Origin of the sequence: Streptomyces sp. NPDC049887 (assembly GCF_040656535.1) — a bacterium.
Taxonomy (GTDB): Bacteria; Actinomycetota; Actinomycetes; order Streptomycetales; family Streptomycetaceae; genus Streptomyces.
Window position 1 is genome coordinate 24,015 of sequence record NZ_JBFAMM010000015.1, and the last position, 19,679, is coordinate 43,693.

Below are 19,679 nucleotides of genomic sequence, written 5' to 3' on the forward strand. Positions count from 1 at the left end.
ATGGTGGTGGCGGCCCGCGTGTCGGGGCGGACACACGGGTGGCCCCGGGATTGACTCACCGTATGAACAGCGCGGAACTGCTGGAAGACGCCTTCGGACGGATCCGGGAGACGGTGCACGACGCGGCCGGGGGATGCGCCCCGGACCTCCTCCACGCCCGCGTCGACCCAGGCGCGAACACCATCGCATGGCTGGTGTGGCACCTCACGCGGGTCCAGGACGACCATGTGGCGGATGCGGCGGGACGGGAGCAGGTATGGCTCTCCCAGGGCTGGGAGGGCCGTTTCGGGCTGCCGTTCCCTCCGGACGCGACCGGCTACGGCCACACCCGGGCCCAGGTGGCGAAGGTGCGGGTGGAGTCGCCCGACCTGCTGCTGGGTTACCACGACGCCGTCCACGAGGAGACGGTGGCGTTCGTCAGGGGCCTGACGAACACCGCGCTCGGCCGGATCGTCGACGAGTCGTGGTCCCCGCCGGTGACCCTGGGCGTCCGGCTGGTGAGCGTCGTCTCCGACGCTCTCCAGCACGCGGGGCAGGCCGCGTTCGTCCGGGGGACGCTGGAGCGGGGTTGAGGGGACGGCGTTCCGGGGCATGGACCGCGGCCCGGTACGACCGGGGGCGCACCGCGGGGGCGGCCGCCGCGACACGGGGGCCGGGACCGGCCCGCGGCGCACCACGGGCGACGATGGTGACCATGACCTCCGCAAGCGACGCCCCGCAGCCCGTCCCGCTCGGCACCTGGCCGACCCCGCTCGAACCCCTGCCCGGGCTCGCCCGTGCGCTCGGCCTCGGCCCCGACGACCTGTGGATCAAACGCGACGACCTCACCGGCCTGGGCGGCGGCGGGAACAAGACCAGGAAACTCGAGTGGCTCTGCGGGCAGGCCGTGGCGGCGGGCGCGACGCACCTGGTCACCACGGGCGCGCCGCAGAGCAACCACGCCCGGCTGACCGCGGCCGCCGGCGCCCGCCTGGGTATGGAGGTCGTCCTGGTGCTCGCGGGCACCCGGGACGCGTCGGCCGGCGGCAACCTGGCACTGGACGGGCTGTTCGGCGCCACGGCCGTCTGGGCCGGCGACGTCCGGTCGGACGCGCTCGCGGCCACGGCCCGGGAGGTGGCCGACCGGCTCCGGGCCGACGGCACGGTCCCGGAACTCATCCCGTTCGGCGGCTCCAGCGTCCTCGGCGCTCGCGGCTACGCGGCCTGCGGGCGCGAACTCCTCGCCCAGGCACCCGACCTGACCACGGTGGTGGCTGCCCTCGGCTCCGGCGGGACGGCGGCGGGACTGGTGCACGCGCTCGGCCCGGACCGTGTCCTCGGCGTCCACTGCGGCGCCGTACCCGACCCGGCCGCCACCGTGTCCGCGTTCGCCTCCGGCCTGGCGGGCGGCGACGTCCCCGCGGAGACCCTGCGTCTGAGGCTGGACCAGGTGGGCGCGGGCTACGGCGCGCTGACCGAACCGGTGTCGGCCGCCCTGAAGCTCACGGCCCGCACCGAGGGCATCGTCCTCGACCCCGTCTACACCGGCCGCGCCATGGCCGGTCTGATCGCGGCCGTCCGGGACGGCGACATCGCCCCCGGCGCCCGTACCGTCTTCCTCCACACCGGTGGTCTGCCCGGATTCTTCGGCCACCCGGCGGCACTGGCGGCGGCGGAGGCGGGACTGGCGGCGGGAACCGCGGCGCCGTAGCGGCGCGCGGAGTCGGCACGACCGCACGGGCGAGAGCGCACCGGTCGGGTCAGGGCGCGTGCGGTGTTCCCGGCCGGGCGGCCGGGAACACCGCACGGCGGATGCGGACGACGTCGCGGCGCCGGTCGGCGTGGTGACGGTCGACGCGGTCGCCGTCCGTCGCCCGGCTCATCAGGAACTCACCGCAGCAGCGACCGCTCGGTGGGTGCCAGCCGCAACCGCTGCGGGGGCCTGGCCCACCGCTCCGAAAGGGTCGGCAGCACCTCCTCGCGCCAGCGTCCTGACTGCCGCAGGCGATTCAGGTGGTCGTCGATGTGGTCCTCGTCGGCGAAACGTGCGAACCACACGAAGACCTCCTCGCCCATCCGTACCGGCAGCGCCGGGAAGGTGTTCGGGGCGTGTTCCGACTGCAGGTACGCCAGTGGCTCGCCGCCGGTCCCGGCGAGTACCGGTCGCACGCGCTGCTGGAAGAACTCGGCGAACGTCGCGTCGAACGGACCGTGGCCGTACCAGATCGTGGCGAGGACGAGCGACGGCGGCGACGGGGCCGGCCCGCCGGGGGCCGGCCGGGCGGCGACCGGCACCGGGAACCCACCGCGCGCCGAGGCCGGCCGCAGCAGCAGCACGTCATCGGAGTCGACCATCGTCGCGTTCGCCTCGTCGCGGTGCGCCTGCCAGACCGGCCCGTGGTAGAAGCTCTCCAGGGCCTCGGCGCGGCGCTGCATGTCCTCGAAGCCGCGGAGCCAGACGAACCGGTCGGGGTCGTCCAGGTCACGGAACTGCCCCAGGACCGTCGCACCCACTGCCTCCTGGGACTCGACGAACTCGCGGTCGAACAGATCGACCAGTACGTCTCGCCGTCCCGGGTGCAGCGTGTACTGCCGCAGTTCGACGACCGGACTTCGCAGAGCTTCCACCAGTCCCACCCCTCGTTCAGCTGTTGGAACAATCCTGGTCACAACACACGGCACGGCGGCCGTCCGGCTGCCGGACCGTCGGACCGTCGGCTATGGCGCCAGCGTCCGGCGAAGCACATCGGCGATCGACGTGTCCGCCAACTCCCGCCGCATGGCCCGCTCGACCCGGCCGTAGACCCCGCTCAGGGCGGGCCGGATGCCGCGGCCGACCGGACACTGCGGATTGGGCTCGGTGTGGTGAAGGCCGAACGGCGGATGCGCGTCGACGGCGTCGTACACCTCGAGCAGCGTGATCTCCCCCGGCTCGCGGGCCAGGCTCCAGCCCGCACCGGCGCCGTGGCGGACCTTCACCAGGCCGGCTCGCCGCAGGTCGCCGAGGCTACGCCGGATGATCACGGGGTTGGTGTTGACGCTGGCCGCGACCTGCTCCGAGGTGAGCACCTCCTGACCGCGGCGCTGCGCCAACGCCAGCCAGGCCAGCGCATGCGTCGCGATGGTCAATCGACTGTTCGCGGCCATCACCCCTCCTTGTTGAAACAGTTTCTGTTACATCCACCGCGGCGGTCAAGCCACTTGGGCCGCCCGAAGTCCGGCGAGGTGCCACTACCGCGCCGCACGGACCTCGGCCCGCGCCCGGCGGGCGATGACGCGCAGCCTTGGAGAGCGGTGACGTTCATCGGCGCCGCGGCGGTGAGGGCCGGCATCGGGGCACAGGGTCGGGGGACGCGAGGGCGGTTTCCCGCCAATCGGGTAGCGGCACCGAGCCGCCCGGCCATCGCGCCCGACCCGAGGCCGGTTCGACACATCCACCACACCCGCCACGCGGGAACCTGCCGCATTCACCCCCGGAGGCACTTTGCTCACACAAACACATTCGGCCGGACAATGAGGAGTCCGGCCCTCCGTGTGAAGTCCGGAATGCGCACACGACGTACCGGAGAACACGGTTCCGCCCATCCGGGACGGACGAGGGATGCGCCGATGTGAAGCGGAGGCGCGGAAGCCGCCGTTCAGGGCGGTGCCGGACCTCCGCTGACCGGACGGGCGACACCCCGGGGCGGGTAAGCCGCGAAGACGCGGCCCGACCCCGTACAGCCATGGCCGACGGCCGATTTGCGACAGAACCGGTCGACGTCCAATGCCTTGCGGCCGTCGAATCGCCATGGTTAGGCTCCGCTCGATTTCGCTTCCCGCACATTTCCTGCATATTTGTGCGCTCTTTGCGCACAAGGGAGGAACGGCGAGGTGAGGGCGGGAAGTACCACCACGGCCCGAGGGGGGCAGGGCATGGAACGTGCTGCGTCTTCCGGCGACTCCGACGGCGTGGGCTTACGCGGCGAGCGGAACGGACTCGTCCGCCAGGTTCCGGACGACCCGCCGGCCGGACCGGAGGAGTGCGACGGCAGAGCCGGCCGCCCCGGCGCCGCGCGTGACATCGGACTGCTGTGGACGTCCAACGCCGCCGACGCCCTCGGCACCCAGATGTCGGGCGTCGCCTTCCCCCTGCTTCTCCTCGGACTCGGTCACCCGCCGACGACGGTCGGGCTCCTCGCGGGCGCGGGCATGCTCGTCACGCTCGTCTGCGGGCCCGTCGTGGCGGTGGCGGCCGACCGGGGCCTGCGCAAACCCGTGATGGCCGGTTCCGCCGCGGTGGCCGCGGCGGCCATGGGGGCGGTGGCCCTGTCCGTGGCGGGCGGCCGGCCTCCGTTCGCGCTGCTGCTCGGCGCACTGCTCGTGGAGCGCACGGCCACGGCGTGCTTCGAGGCCGCCGCCCGCGGCACCGTCGCGGTCGTCGCCGCGCCGCACGAGGTGCCCCGCGTCGTGGCCGGTCTGGAGGCCGGCGACCGAGCCGCGCTCGTCGCAGGCCCCCTCCTCGGCGGTGTGCTGTACCAGCTCGCCCGGCCCCTCCCCTTCGCCACCGACGCGCTCTCGTACGTGGTGACGGCCCTGTGCGTCCGGTCCATGCGCTCCGATCTGCGGGCCGGCTCCACCGCGCCCGCGCCCGCCCCGGACGACGCGCGGGCGGCCGCGTCCGTCGCGTCGGAGGCCCCCGCCGGCGCTCGCCCGTCGCCCGGGTCCCCCGCCGCGGACGGCTCCGCGCCCGCCCCGGACGCGCGGCCCACGGGGACGGCGGCTCCACTGCGCGCACTGCGGTCGTACGCCCGTGAGACCGTCGCCGGCCTCGCCCTGCTGCGTTCCGCCCCCCGCCTCCGTCTCGTGCTCGTCTGGACCACGACGGTCAACGCGGCGCTGGCGGCCCTGTACTTCTCCGCCCTGTTCGCGCTGCAGGACGACGGCGGGCCGGTCGCGATGGGGCTGGTGCTGGCGGTGTCCGGCGGCGCGGGGCTCGCCGGTGCGCTCGCCGCGCCCGCCGTCGTACGGAGACTGGGCGGCGCGCGGACGCTGGTCGCCGTGACCTGGCTGACGGTGCTTCCCGCCGCCGGCCTCGCCGTGGCCGGGTCGCCCTGGAGCCTCGGGCTCTGCTTCGGGGCGTTCTGCCTGCTGCTCGCCCCGGCCACCGTGGTCGTCCAGTCCGCCGCGATCGCCGAGACCCCGCACCATCTCCAGGCGAGGACGGGCGCGTTGCTGGCCACGGCGGTCGTGGGTGCGGGCGCCGGTTCACCGGTGGTCGCCGGGGTGCTCGCCACGCACGCGGGCCCGGCCGCGACCCCTGCGGTCTGCGCCCCGGCGCTCGCGCTTCTCGCCCTGTTCACCGGCCTGCGGGCCGGACGTCTGCGCCCCGGAGGCCGACCGTGACCCGCCGCTCCGCCGCCGAGGCCCGGCGCCGCCCCGCCGAGCTGCCCGCAGGCGGCGAACGCCCCACGCCCCGCTTCCGCACCTACCGCGCCGAGCTGCCGGACGTCTGCCCCACCGACCCCACTCGGATGACCTTCACCGCCGACGCCGAAGGACGTTGCCAGGTCTTCACCTGGGACGCGAAGACGGGTGTGGCGGAGCAGGTCACGAACCGTCCGGGCGGCACGCTGCACTGCGCCATCGACCACGACGCCCGGGTGTGGTGGTTCGACGAGGACGCCGACGGCCGCGGCCACTGGAGGTTCCGGCCCTTCGAGGGCGGCGAGGACCGGCCCGGTCTGCAGGGTGTTCCGGACGGCGCCCCACGAGGGCTCGCCTTCACCTCCGACGGCACGGTCGCCGTCGCCACGGCCGCGGACGACGGCACCACCGTCCGCATCGGCCCGCGCGGGGGCAGGGCCCGAACCGTGACGCGGATCGAGGGTCATGCCGTGCTCGCGGGGATCTCACCGAACGGGCGGCACCTCGCCGTCAGCGGCCCGGCCGGCTCCGATCGCGCGGTGACGGTGCTGTCCCCGGACGGCACGGTACGGGCGGCGCTGCGCGGTGGCGGGCACGGCGGGGAACTGTGGGCGCTGGGCTTCCGGCCGGTGAACGGCGAAGACACCACCCGCGCGGACGACCATGGCGTCCACCACGGCGACGACGGCACCGAACTGCTGCTCGTCCGGCAGCACCGCGACCGTTACGTCCTCGCGGTCTGGCGGCCCGGCTCCGGACTGCGCAGCTGGGAGTGGTGCGCATTCGACACGGAGATCACCGCCTCCTGGTACCCCGACGGCGGCAGCGTGCTGGTCCGGCAGGAACGTCACGGCCGCAGCCTGCTCCACCGCGCCGACCCCCGCCGGCGTTCGGTCACCATCGTGCCGACACCGCCCGGCACCCTGCTCGCCGCGGCCGTGCGGCCCGGCGGGGACCTGCACCGCCTGTGGACCTCGGCCTCGCGACCGCCCCGCATGCTGTCGACCGCGGGCACCCGGCTGCCGCCGCTGGGGACCGTCGACGGCTCCGTTCCCGGCGACCACCGCGAGGTCTGGACCCCGGGTCCGGACGGCCCGGTGCACAGCCTGCTCGCCCTGCCGGAGGACGTGATCCCGGCCCCGGCGGTGTTCCTGGTGCACGGCGGTCCGGCGGACCACGACCGCGACGCCTACGACGGCGTCGTGCACTCCCTGGTGGCCTCCGGCTTCGCGGTCGTGCGCGTCAACTACCGGGGCTCCACGGGCTACGGGGCACGCTGGCGGCGCGCGTACCCGGCGGGCGTGGGCCTGACCCAGGTGCAGGACCTCGCCGCCGTGCGGGCCGACCTGGTCCGCCGCGGTCTGGTGCGGGCCGACGCGACCGCCCTGTGGGGCAGTTCGTGGGGCGGGTACCTCGCGCTCCTCGCGGCCGGTGTCGACCCCGCCCTGTGGCGCGCCGTCGTCGCGGTGAAGCCGGTCGCCGACTGCGCGGCCGCCCACCGTACCGCCACGCCCGCACTGCGTGCCCTCGACGAGCGGCTGTTCGGCGGCACGCCCGAGACGATGCCCGCGGCGTACGCCCGCAGCTCGCCCGTGAGCTATGTCTCCCGCGTACGCGCCCCGCTGCTGGTCGTCGCGGCCGAGCGCGACGACAAGTGCCCGCCGGGGCAGGTACGCGACTATCTGCGGGCCCTCGCCCGCGAGGGCGTGCGGCACGAGGCCATGTGGCTGGACACGGGGCACGACGGCTACGACGGGCGCGACCACGTCGCCGTGCTGCGCCGCGCCATCGGCTTCCTCGACCACGAACTGCGCCGCGCCGGGCGCCGGGGCCCGCGCGCCCCGGCCCCGGGGACCCGGCACACCTAGACGTCCCGCTCCGACCGGAGGGGGATCCCGGCCGGCCGCCGGCGTCGGCGGCACCGGGACAGGCACCACATCGGCGCACCAGAGAGAGGAGGACACCGTGCAGAAGGACGTCATCAACAACGACCCGCTGGCGGGTGACGAGGAGAACCGCAAGCCGAGCGTCGGGATCACCATCACGATCCCGTTCCGCAACGCCGAGGACTCCGAGGAGGACTGAGCCGGCCCGGCCGGCCCGGCACGCACCGGGCCGGCCGGCACCGTCGAAGCCCCGCGTCCGCCCGGCGTGACGACAGGCCGCCGGGCGGACCGGCCCGGACCCGCCGCCCCAGCACCCAACGACCCACCGTTCGAGGACCGTCAAGGAGCCGAAGTGCGCGTACTGCTGGTCAACATGCCCTGGTCCCCCATCGACCTGCCCTCACTCGCCCTCGGCATCCTCAAGCGCAGCATCGACGAGCGGGTCCCGGGAGCCACGGCCGAGGTCCTGCACGCCAACCTGGACTTCACCGACTGGATCACCGCCCGCCGGGAGTTCGCCGCCGACGACTACGAGTACTACTCCCTGTCCTCCTACTTCATGGGATGCGGCGACTGGGTGTTCTCCTCGGCGCTGTACGGCGACCCTTCGTGGCGGGAGGAGGAGTTCGCGTCGGTGATGAAGGGCAAGCTGCGCGGGTCGCGGATGCGGATGACGCGGGAGCTGCACCGTGAAGTGCCCGCGTTCGTGGAGGAGATCGCGCGGCGCATCGTGGAGCACGCCCCCGACGTCGTCGGCTTCACCTCCACCTTCCAGCAGAACACCGCGGCCCTCGCGGCCGCCCGCCACGTCAAGCGGCTCGCGCCGCACATCGTCACCGTCATGGGCGGGGCCAACTGCGATGCCGAGCAGGGCGCCGCGGTCCACCGGAACTTCCCGTTCGTGGACCACGTCGTGCGTGGCGAGGGCGAGACCGCGTTCCCGGAACTGGTGAGGGCGCTGGCCGAGGGACGGGCCGATCTCGGCGGCATCCCGGGACTGTGCCACCGGGCGTCGGACGGCGGCAGCGTCGTCAACCCGATGGCCACCGCGCCGCTGCCGCCCGCCCACATCCTCCCACCCGACTACAGCGGCTACTTCGAGTGCCTGGCCGCCTCCGTGGCGCGCAACTGGGTGGAGCCGAAGCTGGTCGTCGAAGGCGCCCGCGGCTGCTGGTGGGGCGAGAAGCACCACTGCACGTTCTGCGGCCTCAACGGTTCCTTCATGCAGTTCCGCAGCAAGAGCCCGGAGGTCTTCTACGAGGAGATCATGGAACTGGCCCGGCGCCACCGGGTCCTGGACATGTACGTCGTCGACAACATCCTCGACATGGGCTATCTGACCACCGTGCTGCCGCGGATCATCGACAGCGGCTACGACCTGCGGCTGCACATCGAGATCAAGGCCAATATGCGGCGGCCCCAGCTGCGCACCCTGTCCGACGCGGGACTGATCTACGTCCAGCCCGGTATCGAGAGCCTCAACAACCGGGTGCTCGACCTGATGGACAAGGGCGTCAGCGGGTGCCAGAACGTGCGCATGCTCCGCGACGGGGCGGAGACGGGCCTGTCGGTCTCCTGGAACTACCTGCACGGCTTCCCCGGTGAGACCGCGGAGGACTACGAGCCGGTCATCGCGCAGATTCCCGCCCTGGAGCACCTGGACCCGCCGGTCGACCTGTCCGCCCGAATCGCGATCGAGCGGTTCAGCCCGTACTTCAACCGCCCCGAACTCGGCTTCACGGGGCTGCGTCCCGAGGCGCACTACCGCTTCACCTACGACCTTCCCGAGGAGGAGCTGTACGACCTCGCCTACGTCTTCGAGGCCCCGGCGCGCGGCATCGGCGAGCCGACCGTTTCCGCCCTCAACGACGCGCTGGCCGGCTGGAGGAAGCACCACACCGACGCCAGGCTGACGTACACCGACCTCGGTGACCGGATCGTGCTCGTCAGCAGGCGCCGCGCGTTCCCGTGGCGCGCGTGGGAACTGGCCGATCCGTTCGAGGTCGCGCTGTTCCGGCTGCTGGACCAGCCGCACGCTCCGGCCGCGCTCGCCCGCAAGGCGGCGGCCCGTGTCCCGGGCGACCCGCGCGGCCAGGAGGAGGTGGAGCGGGTCCTGGACGAATGGGTCGCCCGGGGCATCGTCTTCACCGACGGCGGCCAGTACGTGCACATCGCCCCGGCCGCGGTGAACGAGGACCTGCTGCGGCTGGACTTCATGCGGCATCTGCACACCGCGGGTGCCGCGGCACCCGCGCCGGCCGGCGGGGGTGCCGCCGACGGGGACGCGTGGGCGGGCGGCGGTGACGGCAGCCGGGCGGACGCGCCCCACGACACCGTCCAGCCGCCCGTCTCGGTGTGACCCGCAGCCCGGTACCCGCGCTCCCAGGAGGCCCCATGACCAGCGCAGTCCACCCCCCGAGCACCACCGCCGACGACATCCCACTGACGGTCACCGCATGGCGTGACTACGACCCGGACGCCTGTGCCCTGCCCGGTATGGCGCTCGGCAGCCACCGGCTCTCGGGCCCGATGGACGAGGAGACCGACCGGCTGTGGGACCTCGGGGCCCGGCGGGTCGTGGTGCCCCGCACCGTCGACCTGACCCCCGCGGCCAACGCCGCGCCCGCCGCCGCCCGCCGCACGGTGCGGTCGCTCTGCCTGGTCCGGGACCTCACCGCACGCGCCGTGCTCGTCGAGTGGCGGCTGCGGGTCGGGCCCGGCGACGAGGAGACGTGGAAGCTCCTCAGCCATCTCCAGCCGCCGCAGCGGCTGGAGGGCCCGGACCGGGCGGAGGAACAGCTGCTCGCCTGGCGGAGCAGCCACTACCTGTGCAAGTGCCTGTGGCGGCAGGGCCCCGGCTTCCTCCAGATCCGCGACCGCCGCTGGGGCGATCTGCGGCGCTTCACCTGCGACGAGCCGCACTACCACGACGCGATCGCCCGGCTGGACCACGGCACCCCGGCGGCCGACGTGCCGCCGGACGTGCTGGCCGACTTCACCGAGGAGCATCTCGTCCTGGGCGTCGGCGAGCTGGCCTGGTGGCTGCCGTACCGGGTGAAGCGCTGGATCCAGGAGGCGATGGCGATCTGAGGGTGGGCTCGGGGCGGCCGGGATCGGCGGCGAGGGCGTGCGGGCCGGACGGACCCATCGGGTGGCGCCGGCCCGATGCGCGACCGGAAGGTGAGCGGGGCGACGCGGTTCCTCGTCCCCCGCTGCCCGGGCCTGACGGCAGGCGCGGTACGGCGGGCGCCGTGACCGGACGGGATCAACGGCTCACGGCGAATCCGTCCGGTCCGGCGCTCCCGGGAGCAGCGCGTCGGCGTAGAGCGCGAACAGACGCAGGGTGGGGGTTCCACCAGCCGGTGCGGATTCGCGCAGGCGCTTCCAGCAGTCGGCCGCCAGGCGTCGGGCGCGGTTCCCCGGCCAGGGCTGTGGCAGCAGCTCCGGCGGCAGGAGGGGGTCGGGCCTCATCGCGGCCGTGAACCGGGCGGCGAGTTCGACGGCCGTGGTGAGACGCTCGGCGTCCGACGGCTCCGGCCGCTGGGTGAGCCGGGCCAGGCTTGCCCTGGCGAAGGCGGCGAGGTCCTCGTACCCCTGAGCGATCTCGCCGAGCGGCCACAGTTCGGCGGCGAGGTCGCGGGGGTCGGCGATGTCACCGATCCTCGGGTCGGTGGTGGTCAGCCGGGTCAGGGTCTCGATGACGCCGAGGTGCCTGGCTTGGGCTTCGACGAGCTCGGCCACTGGGTTGGCGGTGATGTACAGGCCGCTCTGGACGGGTGCGGCGCCGAGGTGGAGGAGGTGCTCGCGCAGCGCGTCACGGGCGGCCCGCCGGGATTCGGGGACGGCGAAGGCGAACAGGTGCCAGGCACCGTCCCAGGGGGCGAGTCCGGCGTCCTGCCGGTACGCGTGGCGGACGTAGGCGGCGTCGGGTGCGAGGGCTCCGGTCACATCGGCCACGGCGTGCAGCGTGGCTCTGCGGCCCCGGCCTTGCTGAGTGAACCGGCCCTCGCCGACGAGGCGTTTGACGCAGAGCCGGATCTGCTGGTCCCCCATCCCGAGCAGGCCGGCGACGGCGTACAGGTCGGCGGCGTCGACGGTGCCGTCCTCGCGGACCATGGCCTGTACCACCAGCCGGGTGGGGATCTCCGGCCGCTCTGCCGATCCGTCGGCGCGGGCCGCATCGGTGCTCATCCTGGGTTCCGTTCGCTCGCCGCGCCGGGTGCGGTGACCGGGCGGTGCATGGTGGTGACCGCGCCGAAGCCCATCAGCCTGCGCAGGTAGGGGGTCCGCTCGGTGCGGTGGGCGGTGAAGCCGTGCCGCTCGTACAGCGCCCTGGCGCGGGGGTTGGCGTCGATGACGTCCAGGCGGACGCGGTGGCAGCCGTTCTCGGCAGCCACGGCTCCGATCTCCCGCAGGAGGAGGCTGCCGATGCCCTTGCCGCGGTGTGCCGTGTCGACGGCGATTCCGTCCATGACCAGTTCGCCTGCGGCGGGGCTGCGTTCGAGCAGGGCGAGCACCGCAAGTCGGGGCAGGCCGCGGAACAGGCCGTAGGCGGAGAGAACCTCCTGCACGCCGCCGCCGGTCAGGGCACGGCCGCTCAGCCGGTAGCCGGCCACGCCGACCACCCGGTCACCGGAGAGAGCGACGACACCCCGGTCGTGGTTGAGGTGGGCCGCGATGAACGCCCTCCCGGTCTCGGACGGGCCGAGAGCCGGGGCCAGCTTTCGGCCGAACGCCTCCCAGTACAGCTCCGCCACCTGCCCTTCGGTGCCTCCGGGTACGCCCCTGCGCACCACCGGGCCGTGGTTCCGGTCGGTCTCGCCTGCCGTCGTGTCCACGCCGCTCCTTCCTCCGTCCGCCGGATCGCCCTTGTGCGATCGATGGTAGTACGTTCATCATCGATACGACCGTTTTTGAAGCGATAGATTTGGGGGCCGGGTTGTTCCGGACACGGGGTACGTCGGTGCGGCGCAGGTGGCGGTGGGCGGTGTGGACGCTGTTGGGGGGACTGCCGGCGGTCGCCGCGCTCGGCGCAGTCGTGGTGTGGCAGCACACCTACGCGCTGCGCGAGGAGCGGGTGTCGCTGCGGCACGACGGCAAGCTGCTCGATGGGGTGCTGGCGCGGCCGGAGCGGGGTGAGGGACCGTTCGGCCTGGTGGTCTTCGTCCACGGCGACGGGCCGGTCGACGCGACGCAGGAGTCGTTCTACCGGCCGCTGTGGGAGTCCTTCGCCCGCGCCGGATACGCCTCGCTGTCGTTCAGCAAGCCGGGAGTCGGGGGATCCGAGGGCGATTGGCTGGACCAGAGCATGACCGACCGGGCCGACGAGGCACTGGCCGCGGTGGCCTGGGCTCGCAACCGCCCCGACATCGACGGCCGCCGTATCGGCCTGTGGGGGGCGAGCCAGGCCGGCTGGGTCCTGCCCAAGGCAGCAGCCCGAGACCCGGAGCTGCAGTTCGTCATCGCCGTCTCCCCGGCCGTCAACTGGTTGCGGCAGGGCCGCTACAACCTCCTCGCAGAACTGGAGAGGGACGGCGCGACCGCCCAGGAGAAGGAGGCGGCACTGCGCAGGCGTGAGACCGGCCTGCGCCTGCTGAAGGTCGGGGCGTCGTTCGCCGAGTACCGGGCCGCGGTCGGTGACGTCGGAGACATGACGCCGGGGCGGTGGGCGTTCATCGCCAGGAACCACAGGTCCGACGCGACCGCCGACCTGCGGGCGATGCGAGGCACGCCGCTGCTGCTGGTGCTGGCCGGCCACGACGTCCACGTGGACGTCGACGACACCGAAGCCGTCCACCGCGAGGTCCTGCCGGCTGACTCCTTGACGGTCGCGCGCTATCCCGACGCCGCCCACTCCCTGGTCGACCACGATCTGGCGCGCTCGGACTGGCGCCTGACGGCGACCGCCGTCCTCGCCCCCCGGCGGCTGTACACCGACGGTTTCCTCGCGGACCAGGCCCGCTTCCTGCAACAGCTCGACACCGGCCGGGAGGCGCCGTGAACGCCGCCCCTGGAGCGGGCAGGCGGGACATCGCCGGCCCTCGGAACGGGTGCTGGGTCCGGCACGGTTCGCCCGTCGAGCAGCGGCGTCCGGTGCCTGGGGTCTCCCCAGGCCCGCCGGGCCGAGGGGAAGGATCGCCAGGCGCCGGATCGACCTCGTGGCGGGTCCACTCGGTCGATTCGGCAACACCGCGAGTCGCCGTGCCGGGCGTCACGCCGGGGCGAACACGGCCTGACGCGGTACTAGCGAACGCGCGCCACGCCCGCGTAGCCCGGGATGGGGTCGTCGCCCGTCACCGCGACGGCCTCACCGAGTTCCGGGTGCCATTCGGCGGTCAGCGACACCCCGGGCTCGACGAGGTCGAGGCCGTCGAAGAACCGGGTGAACTCCTCGCGGGAGCGGGGGCGCAGGGTGAGTCCCCGCTCCTTGTACATCGCCCGGGCCAGGGCGGCCTTCTCGGGGGCGAAGTCGCCGGTGGTCTGGGACAGCACGAGGTAGCTGCCGGGGGCGAGCCGACCCACGAGCCGGCCCACCAGTTCGTAGGCACCGTCCTCGTCGTCCACGAAGTGCAGCAGCGCGAGCAGCGACAGCGCGATGGGGCGGCCGAAGTCCAGGACCTTGCCGGCCGCCTCCAGGATGGCCTCCGGCCGGCGGGCGTCGGCCTGGATGTACTCGGTCACACCCTCGGGAGTGCTGCGCAGCAGCGCCTCGGCGTGGGCGAGGACGATCGGGTCGTTGTCGCAGTAGACGACGCGGGACTCGGGCGCCACCTCCTGGGCTATCTGGTGGAGGTTGGGCTCGGTGGGGATGCCGGTGCCGACGTCCAGGTACTGGCGGATGCCGTTGCCGCCGAGCCAGCGCGTGGCGCGGTGCATGAAGGCCCGGTTGACCCGGGCCATGTCGCGGCCGCGCGCGTCGAGCTTGAGGAGTTGCTCGGCCATCTCCTCGTCCACCGGGTAGTTGTCCTTGCCCCCGAGGAACCAGTCGTACATCCGGGCCGGGTGCGGCTTGCTGGTGTCGATGCGTACGGCGGCGGGGTCCTGCCCGGTCATCTGGCGCCTCCAGGGGTCGAGGTTGTGGCGGTGGACGGATGAACTGCGCGTACCGCAAAGGTTACTGACCAGGAGTCAGGTGTTCGGCGACCGGGCCCCCACCCGGCCCTCGGCCGATCACGTCAGGAGGAAGTCCGCCTGACCGGACTTGGCGCCCTGGATGAAGGCGGCGATCTCGCCGTGGGTGTAGATGAGCGCGGGGCCGTCGGGATCGGCGGACTGGCGCACCGCGACCCTGCCGTCGGCCAGCTTCATGGCCTCGATGCAGTTGCCGCCGTTGCCACCGCTCCACGGCTTGTGCCAGCCCTCCGAGCCGAGCTCCCGGGCGGGCATGCCGTTGTAAATGCGGTCCATTCACAGCTCCTTGCGGACGCTCCGGAGGAGGTCCTTCGTGCGTTGTGCGGTGGCGGCCTGGGCCGCCATGCGGTCCATGACCTCCAGGTGCGAGGCCACCTCGGGGCGTGCGTCGAGGTAGACCGCGCCGGTGAGGTACTCGCTGTAGACCATGTCGGGCAGTTCGGGCACGGCGAAGCGGAAGAGCACGAACGGCCCGTAGGTGCCGGCGTGGGGCCCGGTCGCGAACTCGGCGACCTGGAGGGTGATGTTGGGCCGCTCGGCCGCTTCGAGCAGCCGGTCGATCTGGGCCCGCATCACCTTCGGTCCGCCCACCGGACGTCTCAGCACCGTCTCGTCCATGATCACCCAGAATCTGGGCGCGTCGGACCTGCCGAGCAGGGCCTGTCGCTCCATGCGCAGGGCGACGTGCCGCTCGACGTCCTCGGCACTGGTGGCGCCGAGGGCTCCGCTGTGCATGACACCGCGGGCGTAGTCCTCGGTCTGGAGGAGCCCGGGGACGAAGTGCGGTTCGTACGCGCGGATGAGGCTCGCCGCCCCCTCCAGGCTGACGTACATGCTGAACCAGCCGGGGAGCACATCGTGGAAACGCTGCCACCAGCCGGGCTTGTTGGCGTCCTCGGCGAGCTGGACGAAGCCCTCGGCCTCGTCCTCCGGGATGCCGTACGCCCTCAGGAGGAGCTGGACGTAGGGGATTTTGAGAGCGACTTCCGCCGTCTCCATCCGGCGGATCGTGGCGGGAGCCACACGGAGGACCTTGGCGGCCTCCTCGCGTCTCAGGCCGGCTCGCTCCCGCAGATCCTGCAGTCGCTTGCCCAGTACGACCTGCCCCACCGTGGGGGCGGACCGCGGCTCGCTCACTACAGACCTCCCCAGCGCCCTGTTCTCGAATGTGCACGACCCGACGCCACGACTCGGTGTCACGACGAGTGTGCCATGCCACCCTGTCCCAGAACCCAGCACTCTGCAATTTTCAGAGTGCCTCTTGCCAAGTGTCGGCATCGGGGGGAGAGTGGCTCGGTGAACCAGTTCACGAGGCTGCCGTGCCGTGCCCGGGGAGAGGCATGCACGGCACCGCTTCCCCACCGTTAAGGATTGGTCGTGGCTCCTGGTAACACGCTCAGGCCCGTACTCGCGGTGCCGCGTCAGCCGGCCTCCTCGGTGCCGGCGATCCGCCGCTTCGGGTTCGAGCTCCCCGGCCGGGCGGACTCGGTCGCGCGCGCCAGGCACCTGATCCAGGAGCGCATGATGCGCTGGGGTGTGGACAGCAGCCACTTCGACACGGTCGCGCTGGTCGCGTCCGAACTGTTCACCAACGCCGTCGTGCACACCGCGAGTCAGCGCGTCCTGTGCGAACTGCACGACGTGCCGGGCCAGTTGCGCATAGCGGTGCAGGACGAGGGCTGCCCGCCGGGCGAGCCGCGACTGCGCCGGGTCTCCGCCGAGGAGGGCGGGCGCGGACTGCTGCTGGTGGACGCGGTCAGCAGTGCCTGGGGAGCCCACGACGCGCACCCCGGTCCGGGACGGGTCGTCTGGGCCGAGCTGGCGCTGGGGCGGCCGTGCTGAGGTCGATGGCCGGCCTGCTCTCCAGGGGGCGTGACGACACCCGGAGGCAGCTGCGCCTCGACGTCCCGCCGGGACTGCCGGCCACACTCGGTCACGATGCTGTCGGTCTGCCCGTCCGCCACGGCCACCGGCTGCTCGCCCGCCTCCCCCGCACGGGCTGTGTCTACTCGGACACGGACTGGATGTGGTGGATCGTCCCGGCCGACTCCGACCAGGACCTGGCGTGGCCACTGCCCGCGTACTACTCCCCCGGGGCGTACGTACCGGCCGAGGGGACCCGACTGGTCCACTGGCCCCAGGACTCGAGCCCCTACACCCCGCCCATTCCGCTGTACCTCATGGTCTGCCAGATCACGGGCGTGGCACCCGCATGGGCACGCCACGGATCCAGGAGCACACAGGGAGTGTGAACGGACCCGGCCGGACGCGGCCGCCCCGCTCCGTTCGACGTGTCCGACGGCGGCGCCCGGGGAGAGCCCGCGGGCCGGGGCGCGCACGGCGCCGAAACCGGGACCTCGCGCCCGCCGGGGCCCGTCACAGCCGTCCGGACCCGTCGCAAGGGGACCGAGTCCGTCACGGACGGCATTCGAAGCCTCGTACGATCCCCGCATGGTGACCCACTCCCCCGGCCCCGCTCCCGACGAGCGGCCCGCGCGCGCGTTCCCCGCACCCAACGGCCTGACCGGCGTCGGCGTGATCGTCGTCGAGCCCGGCGGGCGGATCCTGCTCGGCCTGGACCACAGCGGCCGCTGGGAGCTGCCCGGGGGCAAGGTCGACCCAGGGGAGAGTTTCGAGCGCGCGGGCGCGAGGGAGCTCGCCGAGGAGACGGGGCTGCGGGTCCGCGAGGAGGACATGGCCGTCGTCGCCGTGGTCGTGGACGGGAAGCGCGGCCTGACCCGGATCTCGGCGGCCGCTCTCGTCACGGGGGTGGAGGGCGAGCCGGAGGTCACCGAGCCGGACAAGATCGTGCGCTGGCAGTGGCACGAACCGGGCGACATTCCGGGCGAACTGTTCGAACCCTCCGCCGCGGTCCTACGTTCTTGGCGTGCGGATCTAACACTCCCGGCTGTTTCTGCGTACTCCTATCCGATTTCTGTTATCGGGACGGAGGCAGGGCGTCTCCCAGATGTCGGAGGAGACACGTCCCAGCCCAGGAAGAGAGTGGACACAGCGTGAGCAGCGAACGCGAAGCCGCGGTGATCATGGCGGCGCAGGCCGGTGACCAGCACGCCCAGGACCGGCTCGTCGCCGAGTACCTGCCGCTGGTCTACAACATCGTCGGCCGCGCCATGAACGGCCACGCCGACGTGGACGACGTGGTGCAGGAGACCATGCTCCGCGTCCTCGGCGGCCTCGGAGGGCTGCGCAGCCCGGACGGCTTCCGCAGTTGGCTGGTCGCCATCACCATGAACCAGATACGCGGCCACTGGCGGGAGCGCCGCGCGGGCGCGATACCCGGAGGCGGCGGGCTGGACGACGCGTACGACGTGGTCGACCCCGGCGCGGACTTCGTGGACCTCACCATCACCCGCCTCGGCCTCTCCGGTCAGCGGCGGGAGACGGCCGAGGCGACCCGCTGGCTGGACGAGGACGACCGCGCCCTGCTGTCGCTGTGGTGGCTGGAGGCCGCGGGGGAGTTGTCCCGGGAGGAGGTCGCCGCCGCACTGGAGCTGTCCCCGCAGCACACGGCGGTCCGGGTGCAGCGTATGAAGGCCCAGCTGGAGACGGCCCGCGTGGTGGTCCGCGCCCTGTCCGCCGACCCCGGCTGCGTGCTGCTGGAGCCGATCGTCGCGGGCTGGGACGGTCTGCCCTCCGCGCTGTGGCGCAAGCGGATCGCCCGTCACGCGCGGGGCTGCACGGTCTGTTCGGGCCACTGGTCGGGGTTGGTGCCCGCCGAAGGGCTGCTCGTCGGGCTCGCCCTGGTGCCGGTGGCCGCGTCGGTGGCGGCCTTCACCCCGCAGCCCCCGGACCTGGCGGCCACGGCGTCGTTGGGCGCACCGCCGCACCCGGGCGGCGGCCGCGGCGCCGGTCACGCACAGGGCGCCCCGTACGCGTCGTCCGCCCCCGGCTCCACCGGGGCCGCAGGGGAGGACGACCTGCCCGGCTCCGGCGAGTCGGCCGCCGGGGCGTCGCGCACCCAGGCCCGCATGGAGCGCGCACGGCGGCGCCGCCGCACCACGGCCGTGGCAGCCGCGGTCGCCGCCCTGGTCACCGCGGGCGGTACGGCTCATCTCCTGCTCGGCCCCGAGGAGTCCGAGGACCCCGCCTCCACCGTGGCCGCCCCCGCCTCCACCGAGCAGCCCTCCCCCTCCCCCTCGCAGTCCGCGTCACCGTCTCCCTCGCTCTCCGCCTCGCCCTCCCCTTCCCCGAGTCCGAGCGTGAGCGCCGCCCCCAGCAAGGCGGCGAAGCCGAAGCCCAAGCCGAGCACGGCCAGGTCGAAGCCCGAGCCGACACCCACCCCGAAGGCGCCGGACCCCGAGCCCCCGCTCCCGAGCGGGGACGTGGAGCAGGTGGTCGCCCTGGTCAACGCCGAGCGTGCCGAGGCGGGATGCGGCCCGGTGCGCAGCAACGACAAACTCGAGACCGCCGCACGGCGTCATTCCGAGGACATGGCGGCCCGTGGCTACTTCGACCACACCAGCCCGGACGGCACCGACCCGGGCGACCGCATCACCGCCGCCGGCTACCGGTGGAGCACGTACGGGGAGAACATCGCGCGGGGCCAGCAGAGCCCTTCGTCGGTGATGGACTCGTGGATGAACAGTCCGGGCCACCGCGCCAACATCCTCAACTGCTCGTTCAAGGAGCTCGGTGTCGGCATCCACGACGCCTCCGGCGGGCCTTGGTGGACGCAGGCGTTCGGCACCTCCCTCTGACCGCTCGTGGGCCGCCTCCTCGGCCTTCGGGGGCGGCCCACCCCGCGTTCGCGGCGACGGCCCGCGCACGCCGTCCCCCACGTCGAACGCGACGGCGGTGCCCCGCCGGAGTCCCGCGCACCCTTCGCACCGACGGCCGGCAGGCGGCTTCCCCAGGCGGCCCACGCCCCTCCATGCAGACCGGAACATAGTCTTCCGCAAACCTGCACACCGAACACGCAACCGATGCACGGCGATTGACCCCCGCCCCGTGCGCCGCGCGGGTTGGGCGGGCGGCTGATCCATTGAGACCGGAGTGTCCGATTCCGCGACCGCCGTCCATTCACCCGGAAGGAATCGAGCCGGTGGAACTTGTGAAGAAGTCGCCACCACCACGTGGACACGCATGCACGCGAAATTGGTTCCAGGACGGATCGGGCGCCGACCGGGCGCCCCGGGATTGGATGTTGGGTCCTTCGGCGTGCTTTGATCCTGCGCACTGCGGGAGTTGTGCTCGGGTTCCCGGTTCCGTGGACCCGCACGCCCGCCGTGACGCGGCCGGTACGTAATCCGGCGGGGC

The 19,679-nt window shown here is 73.3% G+C and carries 19 protein-coding genes; 11 read left to right on the forward strand and 8 right to left on the reverse strand.

Translation table 11 applies throughout. The features are described from left to right. The first annotated feature begins 62 nt into the window (after window positions 1-62). Window positions 63-572, forward strand: coding sequence for a DUF664 domain-containing protein (locus tag AB0J10_RS19495; RefSeq protein WP_363063147.1), 510 nt, complete (start codon window positions 63-65; stop codon window positions 570-572). A gap of 122 nt (window positions 573-694) precedes the next feature. Further along, entirely contained in the window at window positions 695-1,690 is a 996-nt protein-coding gene (locus AB0J10_RS19500; protein WP_363063149.1) for a D-cysteine desulfhydrase family protein, read from the forward strand. A 49-nt stretch (window positions 1,691-1,739) separates the two neighbouring features. On the opposite strand, the gene AB0J10_RS19505 is transcribed toward AB0J10_RS19500, so the two are convergent. From AB0J10_RS19505 to AB0J10_RS19515, 3 genes are all read right to left on the reverse strand, one after another. Next, entirely contained in the window at window positions 1,740-1,862 is a 123-nt protein-coding gene (locus AB0J10_RS19505) for a hypothetical protein (RefSeq protein ID WP_363063151.1), read from the reverse strand. Between the two features lie 7 nt (window positions 1,863-1,869). Beyond that, window positions 1,870-2,607 (reverse strand): NIPSNAP family protein, encoded by a 738-nt coding sequence (locus AB0J10_RS19510; RefSeq protein WP_363063153.1) that lies wholly within the window; start codon window positions 2,605-2,607, stop codon window positions 1,870-1,872. Between the two features lie 90 nt (window positions 2,608-2,697). Next, a complete protein-coding gene (locus tag AB0J10_RS19515) occupies window positions 2,698-3,126 on the reverse strand; it encodes an Rrf2 family transcriptional regulator (protein WP_363063155.1) in 429 nt (142 codons plus the stop codon). 768 nt (window positions 3,127-3,894) lie between these two features. Here AB0J10_RS19515 and AB0J10_RS19520 point away from each other — a divergent pair. The 4 genes from AB0J10_RS19520 (at window position 3,895) to AB0J10_RS19535 (ending at window position 10,361) form a co-directional block, all read left to right on the forward strand. Further along, complete coding sequence (locus AB0J10_RS19520) at window positions 3,895-5,364, forward strand: MFS transporter (RefSeq protein ID WP_363063157.1); 1,470 nt, start codon at window positions 3,895-3,897, stop codon at window positions 5,362-5,364. Beyond that, entirely contained in the window at window positions 5,361-7,253 is a 1,893-nt protein-coding gene (locus AB0J10_RS19525) for an alpha/beta fold hydrolase (RefSeq protein WP_363063159.1), read from the forward strand. The genes AB0J10_RS19520 and AB0J10_RS19525 overlap by 4 nt, the downstream gene beginning before the upstream one ends. A gap of 370 nt (window positions 7,254-7,623) precedes the next feature. Then, a complete protein-coding gene (locus AB0J10_RS19530) occupies window positions 7,624-9,630 on the forward strand; it encodes a RiPP maturation radical SAM C-methyltransferase (protein WP_363063161.1) in 2,007 nt (668 codons plus the stop codon). A 35-nt stretch (window positions 9,631-9,665) separates the two neighbouring features. Then, on the forward strand, window positions 9,666-10,361 hold the full coding sequence (locus AB0J10_RS19535; protein ID WP_363063163.1) for a DUF5825 family protein: 696 nt from the start codon (window positions 9,666-9,668) through the stop codon (window positions 10,359-10,361). A 183-nt stretch (window positions 10,362-10,544) separates the two neighbouring features. Here AB0J10_RS19535 and AB0J10_RS19540 read toward each other — a convergent pair whose 3' ends face one another. Both AB0J10_RS19540 and AB0J10_RS19545 read right to left on the reverse strand, forming a co-directional pair. Then, window positions 10,545-11,462 carry a PaaX family transcriptional regulator C-terminal domain-containing protein gene (locus AB0J10_RS19540; protein ID WP_363063165.1) on the reverse strand — a complete coding sequence of 306 codons (918 nt, stop codon included), beginning with the start codon at window positions 11,460-11,462 and terminating at the stop codon, window positions 10,545-10,547. After that, window positions 11,459-12,109 carry a GNAT family N-acetyltransferase gene (locus AB0J10_RS19545; protein WP_363063167.1) on the reverse strand — a complete coding sequence of 217 codons (651 nt, stop codon included), beginning with the start codon at window positions 12,107-12,109 and terminating at the stop codon, window positions 11,459-11,461. The genes AB0J10_RS19540 and AB0J10_RS19545 overlap by 4 nt, the downstream gene beginning before the upstream one ends. Window positions 12,110-12,258: 149 nt before the next feature. On the opposite strand from AB0J10_RS19545, the gene AB0J10_RS19550 reads away from it, so the two are divergent. Next, window positions 12,259-13,272 carry a CocE/NonD family hydrolase gene (locus AB0J10_RS19550; RefSeq protein ID WP_363063169.1) on the forward strand — a complete coding sequence of 338 codons (1,014 nt, stop codon included), beginning with the start codon at window positions 12,259-12,261 and terminating at the stop codon, window positions 13,270-13,272. A gap of 242 nt (window positions 13,273-13,514) precedes the next feature. On the opposite strand, the gene AB0J10_RS19555 is transcribed toward AB0J10_RS19550, so the two are convergent. From AB0J10_RS19555 to AB0J10_RS19565, 3 genes are all read right to left on the reverse strand, one after another. Continuing rightward, window positions 13,515-14,324: an SAM-dependent methyltransferase gene (locus AB0J10_RS19555; RefSeq protein ID WP_363063171.1), complete on the reverse strand. Its 810-nt coding sequence runs from the start codon at window positions 14,322-14,324 to the stop codon at window positions 13,515-13,517. Between the two features lie 117 nt (window positions 14,325-14,441). After that, entirely contained in the window at window positions 14,442-14,678 is a 237-nt protein-coding gene (locus AB0J10_RS19560; RefSeq protein ID WP_093657991.1) for a DUF397 domain-containing protein, read from the reverse strand. Next, the gene (locus AB0J10_RS19565; protein ID WP_363063173.1) at window positions 14,679-15,539 is read right to left on the reverse strand and encodes a helix-turn-helix transcriptional regulator; all 861 of its coding nucleotides are present in this window, start codon (window positions 15,537-15,539) and stop codon (window positions 14,679-14,681) included. It lies immediately after the preceding gene. 240 nt (window positions 15,540-15,779) lie between these two features. On the opposite strand from AB0J10_RS19565, the gene AB0J10_RS19570 reads away from it, so the two are divergent. The 4 genes from AB0J10_RS19570 to AB0J10_RS19585 all read left to right on the forward strand — a co-directional run bounded on the left by AB0J10_RS19570 (window position 15,780) and on the right by AB0J10_RS19585 (window position 19,120). Continuing rightward, window positions 15,780-16,244 carry an ATP-binding protein gene (locus AB0J10_RS19570; protein WP_363063175.1) on the forward strand — a complete coding sequence of 155 codons (465 nt, stop codon included), beginning with the start codon at window positions 15,780-15,782 and terminating at the stop codon, window positions 16,242-16,244. Window positions 16,245-16,249: 5 nt separating this feature from the next. Beyond that, window positions 16,250-16,654, forward strand: coding sequence for a hypothetical protein (locus AB0J10_RS19575; protein ID WP_363063384.1), 405 nt, complete (start codon window positions 16,250-16,252; stop codon window positions 16,652-16,654). A gap of 199 nt (window positions 16,655-16,853) precedes the next feature. After that, entirely contained in the window at window positions 16,854-17,420 is a 567-nt protein-coding gene (locus tag AB0J10_RS19580) for an NUDIX domain-containing protein (protein WP_363063177.1), read from the forward strand. Further along, complete coding sequence (locus AB0J10_RS19585) at window positions 17,417-19,120, forward strand: sigma-70 family RNA polymerase sigma factor (RefSeq protein WP_363063179.1); 1,704 nt, start codon at window positions 17,417-17,419, stop codon at window positions 19,118-19,120. Before AB0J10_RS19580 ends, AB0J10_RS19585 begins: the two co-directional genes overlap by 4 nt. The last annotated feature ends 559 nt before the right edge of the window (window positions 19,121-19,679 follow it).

Bases quoted from the DNA above. Each gene is read 5' to 3' on its own strand.
- AB0J10_RS19495 (WP_363063147.1), top strand. From the start codon at position 63: ATGAACAGCGCGGAACTGCTGGAAGACGCCTTCGGACGGATCCGGGAG.
- AB0J10_RS19500 (WP_363063149.1), top strand. From the start codon at position 695: ATGACCTCCGCAAGCGACGCCCCGCAGCCCGTCCCGCTCGGCACCTGG.
- AB0J10_RS19505 (WP_363063151.1), bottom strand. From the start codon at position 1,862: ATGAGCCGGGCGACGGACGGCGACCGCGTCGACCGTCACCACGCCGAC.
- AB0J10_RS19515 (WP_363063155.1), bottom strand. From the start codon at position 3,126: ATGGCCGCGAACAGTCGATTGACCATCGCGACGCATGCGCTGGCCTGG.
- AB0J10_RS19520 (WP_363063157.1), top strand. From the start codon at position 3,895: ATGGAACGTGCTGCGTCTTCCGGCGACTCCGACGGCGTGGGCTTACGC.
- AB0J10_RS19535 (WP_363063163.1), top strand. From the start codon at position 9,666: ATGACCAGCGCAGTCCACCCCCCGAGCACCACCGCCGACGACATCCCA.
- AB0J10_RS19540 (WP_363063165.1), bottom strand. From the start codon at position 11,462: ATGAGCACCGATGCGGCCCGCGCCGACGGATCGGCAGAGCGGCCGGAG.
- AB0J10_RS19555 (WP_363063171.1), bottom strand. From the start codon at position 14,324: ATGACCGGGCAGGACCCCGCCGCCGTACGCATCGACACCAGCAAGCCG.
- AB0J10_RS19560 (WP_093657991.1), bottom strand. From the start codon at position 14,678: ATGGACCGCATTTACAACGGCATGCCCGCCCGGGAGCTCGGCTCGGAG.
- AB0J10_RS19575 (WP_363063384.1), top strand. From the start codon at position 16,250: ATGGCCGGCCTGCTCTCCAGGGGGCGTGACGACACCCGGAGGCAGCTG.
- AB0J10_RS19580 (WP_363063177.1), top strand. From the start codon at position 16,854: ATGGTGACCCACTCCCCCGGCCCCGCTCCCGACGAGCGGCCCGCGCGC.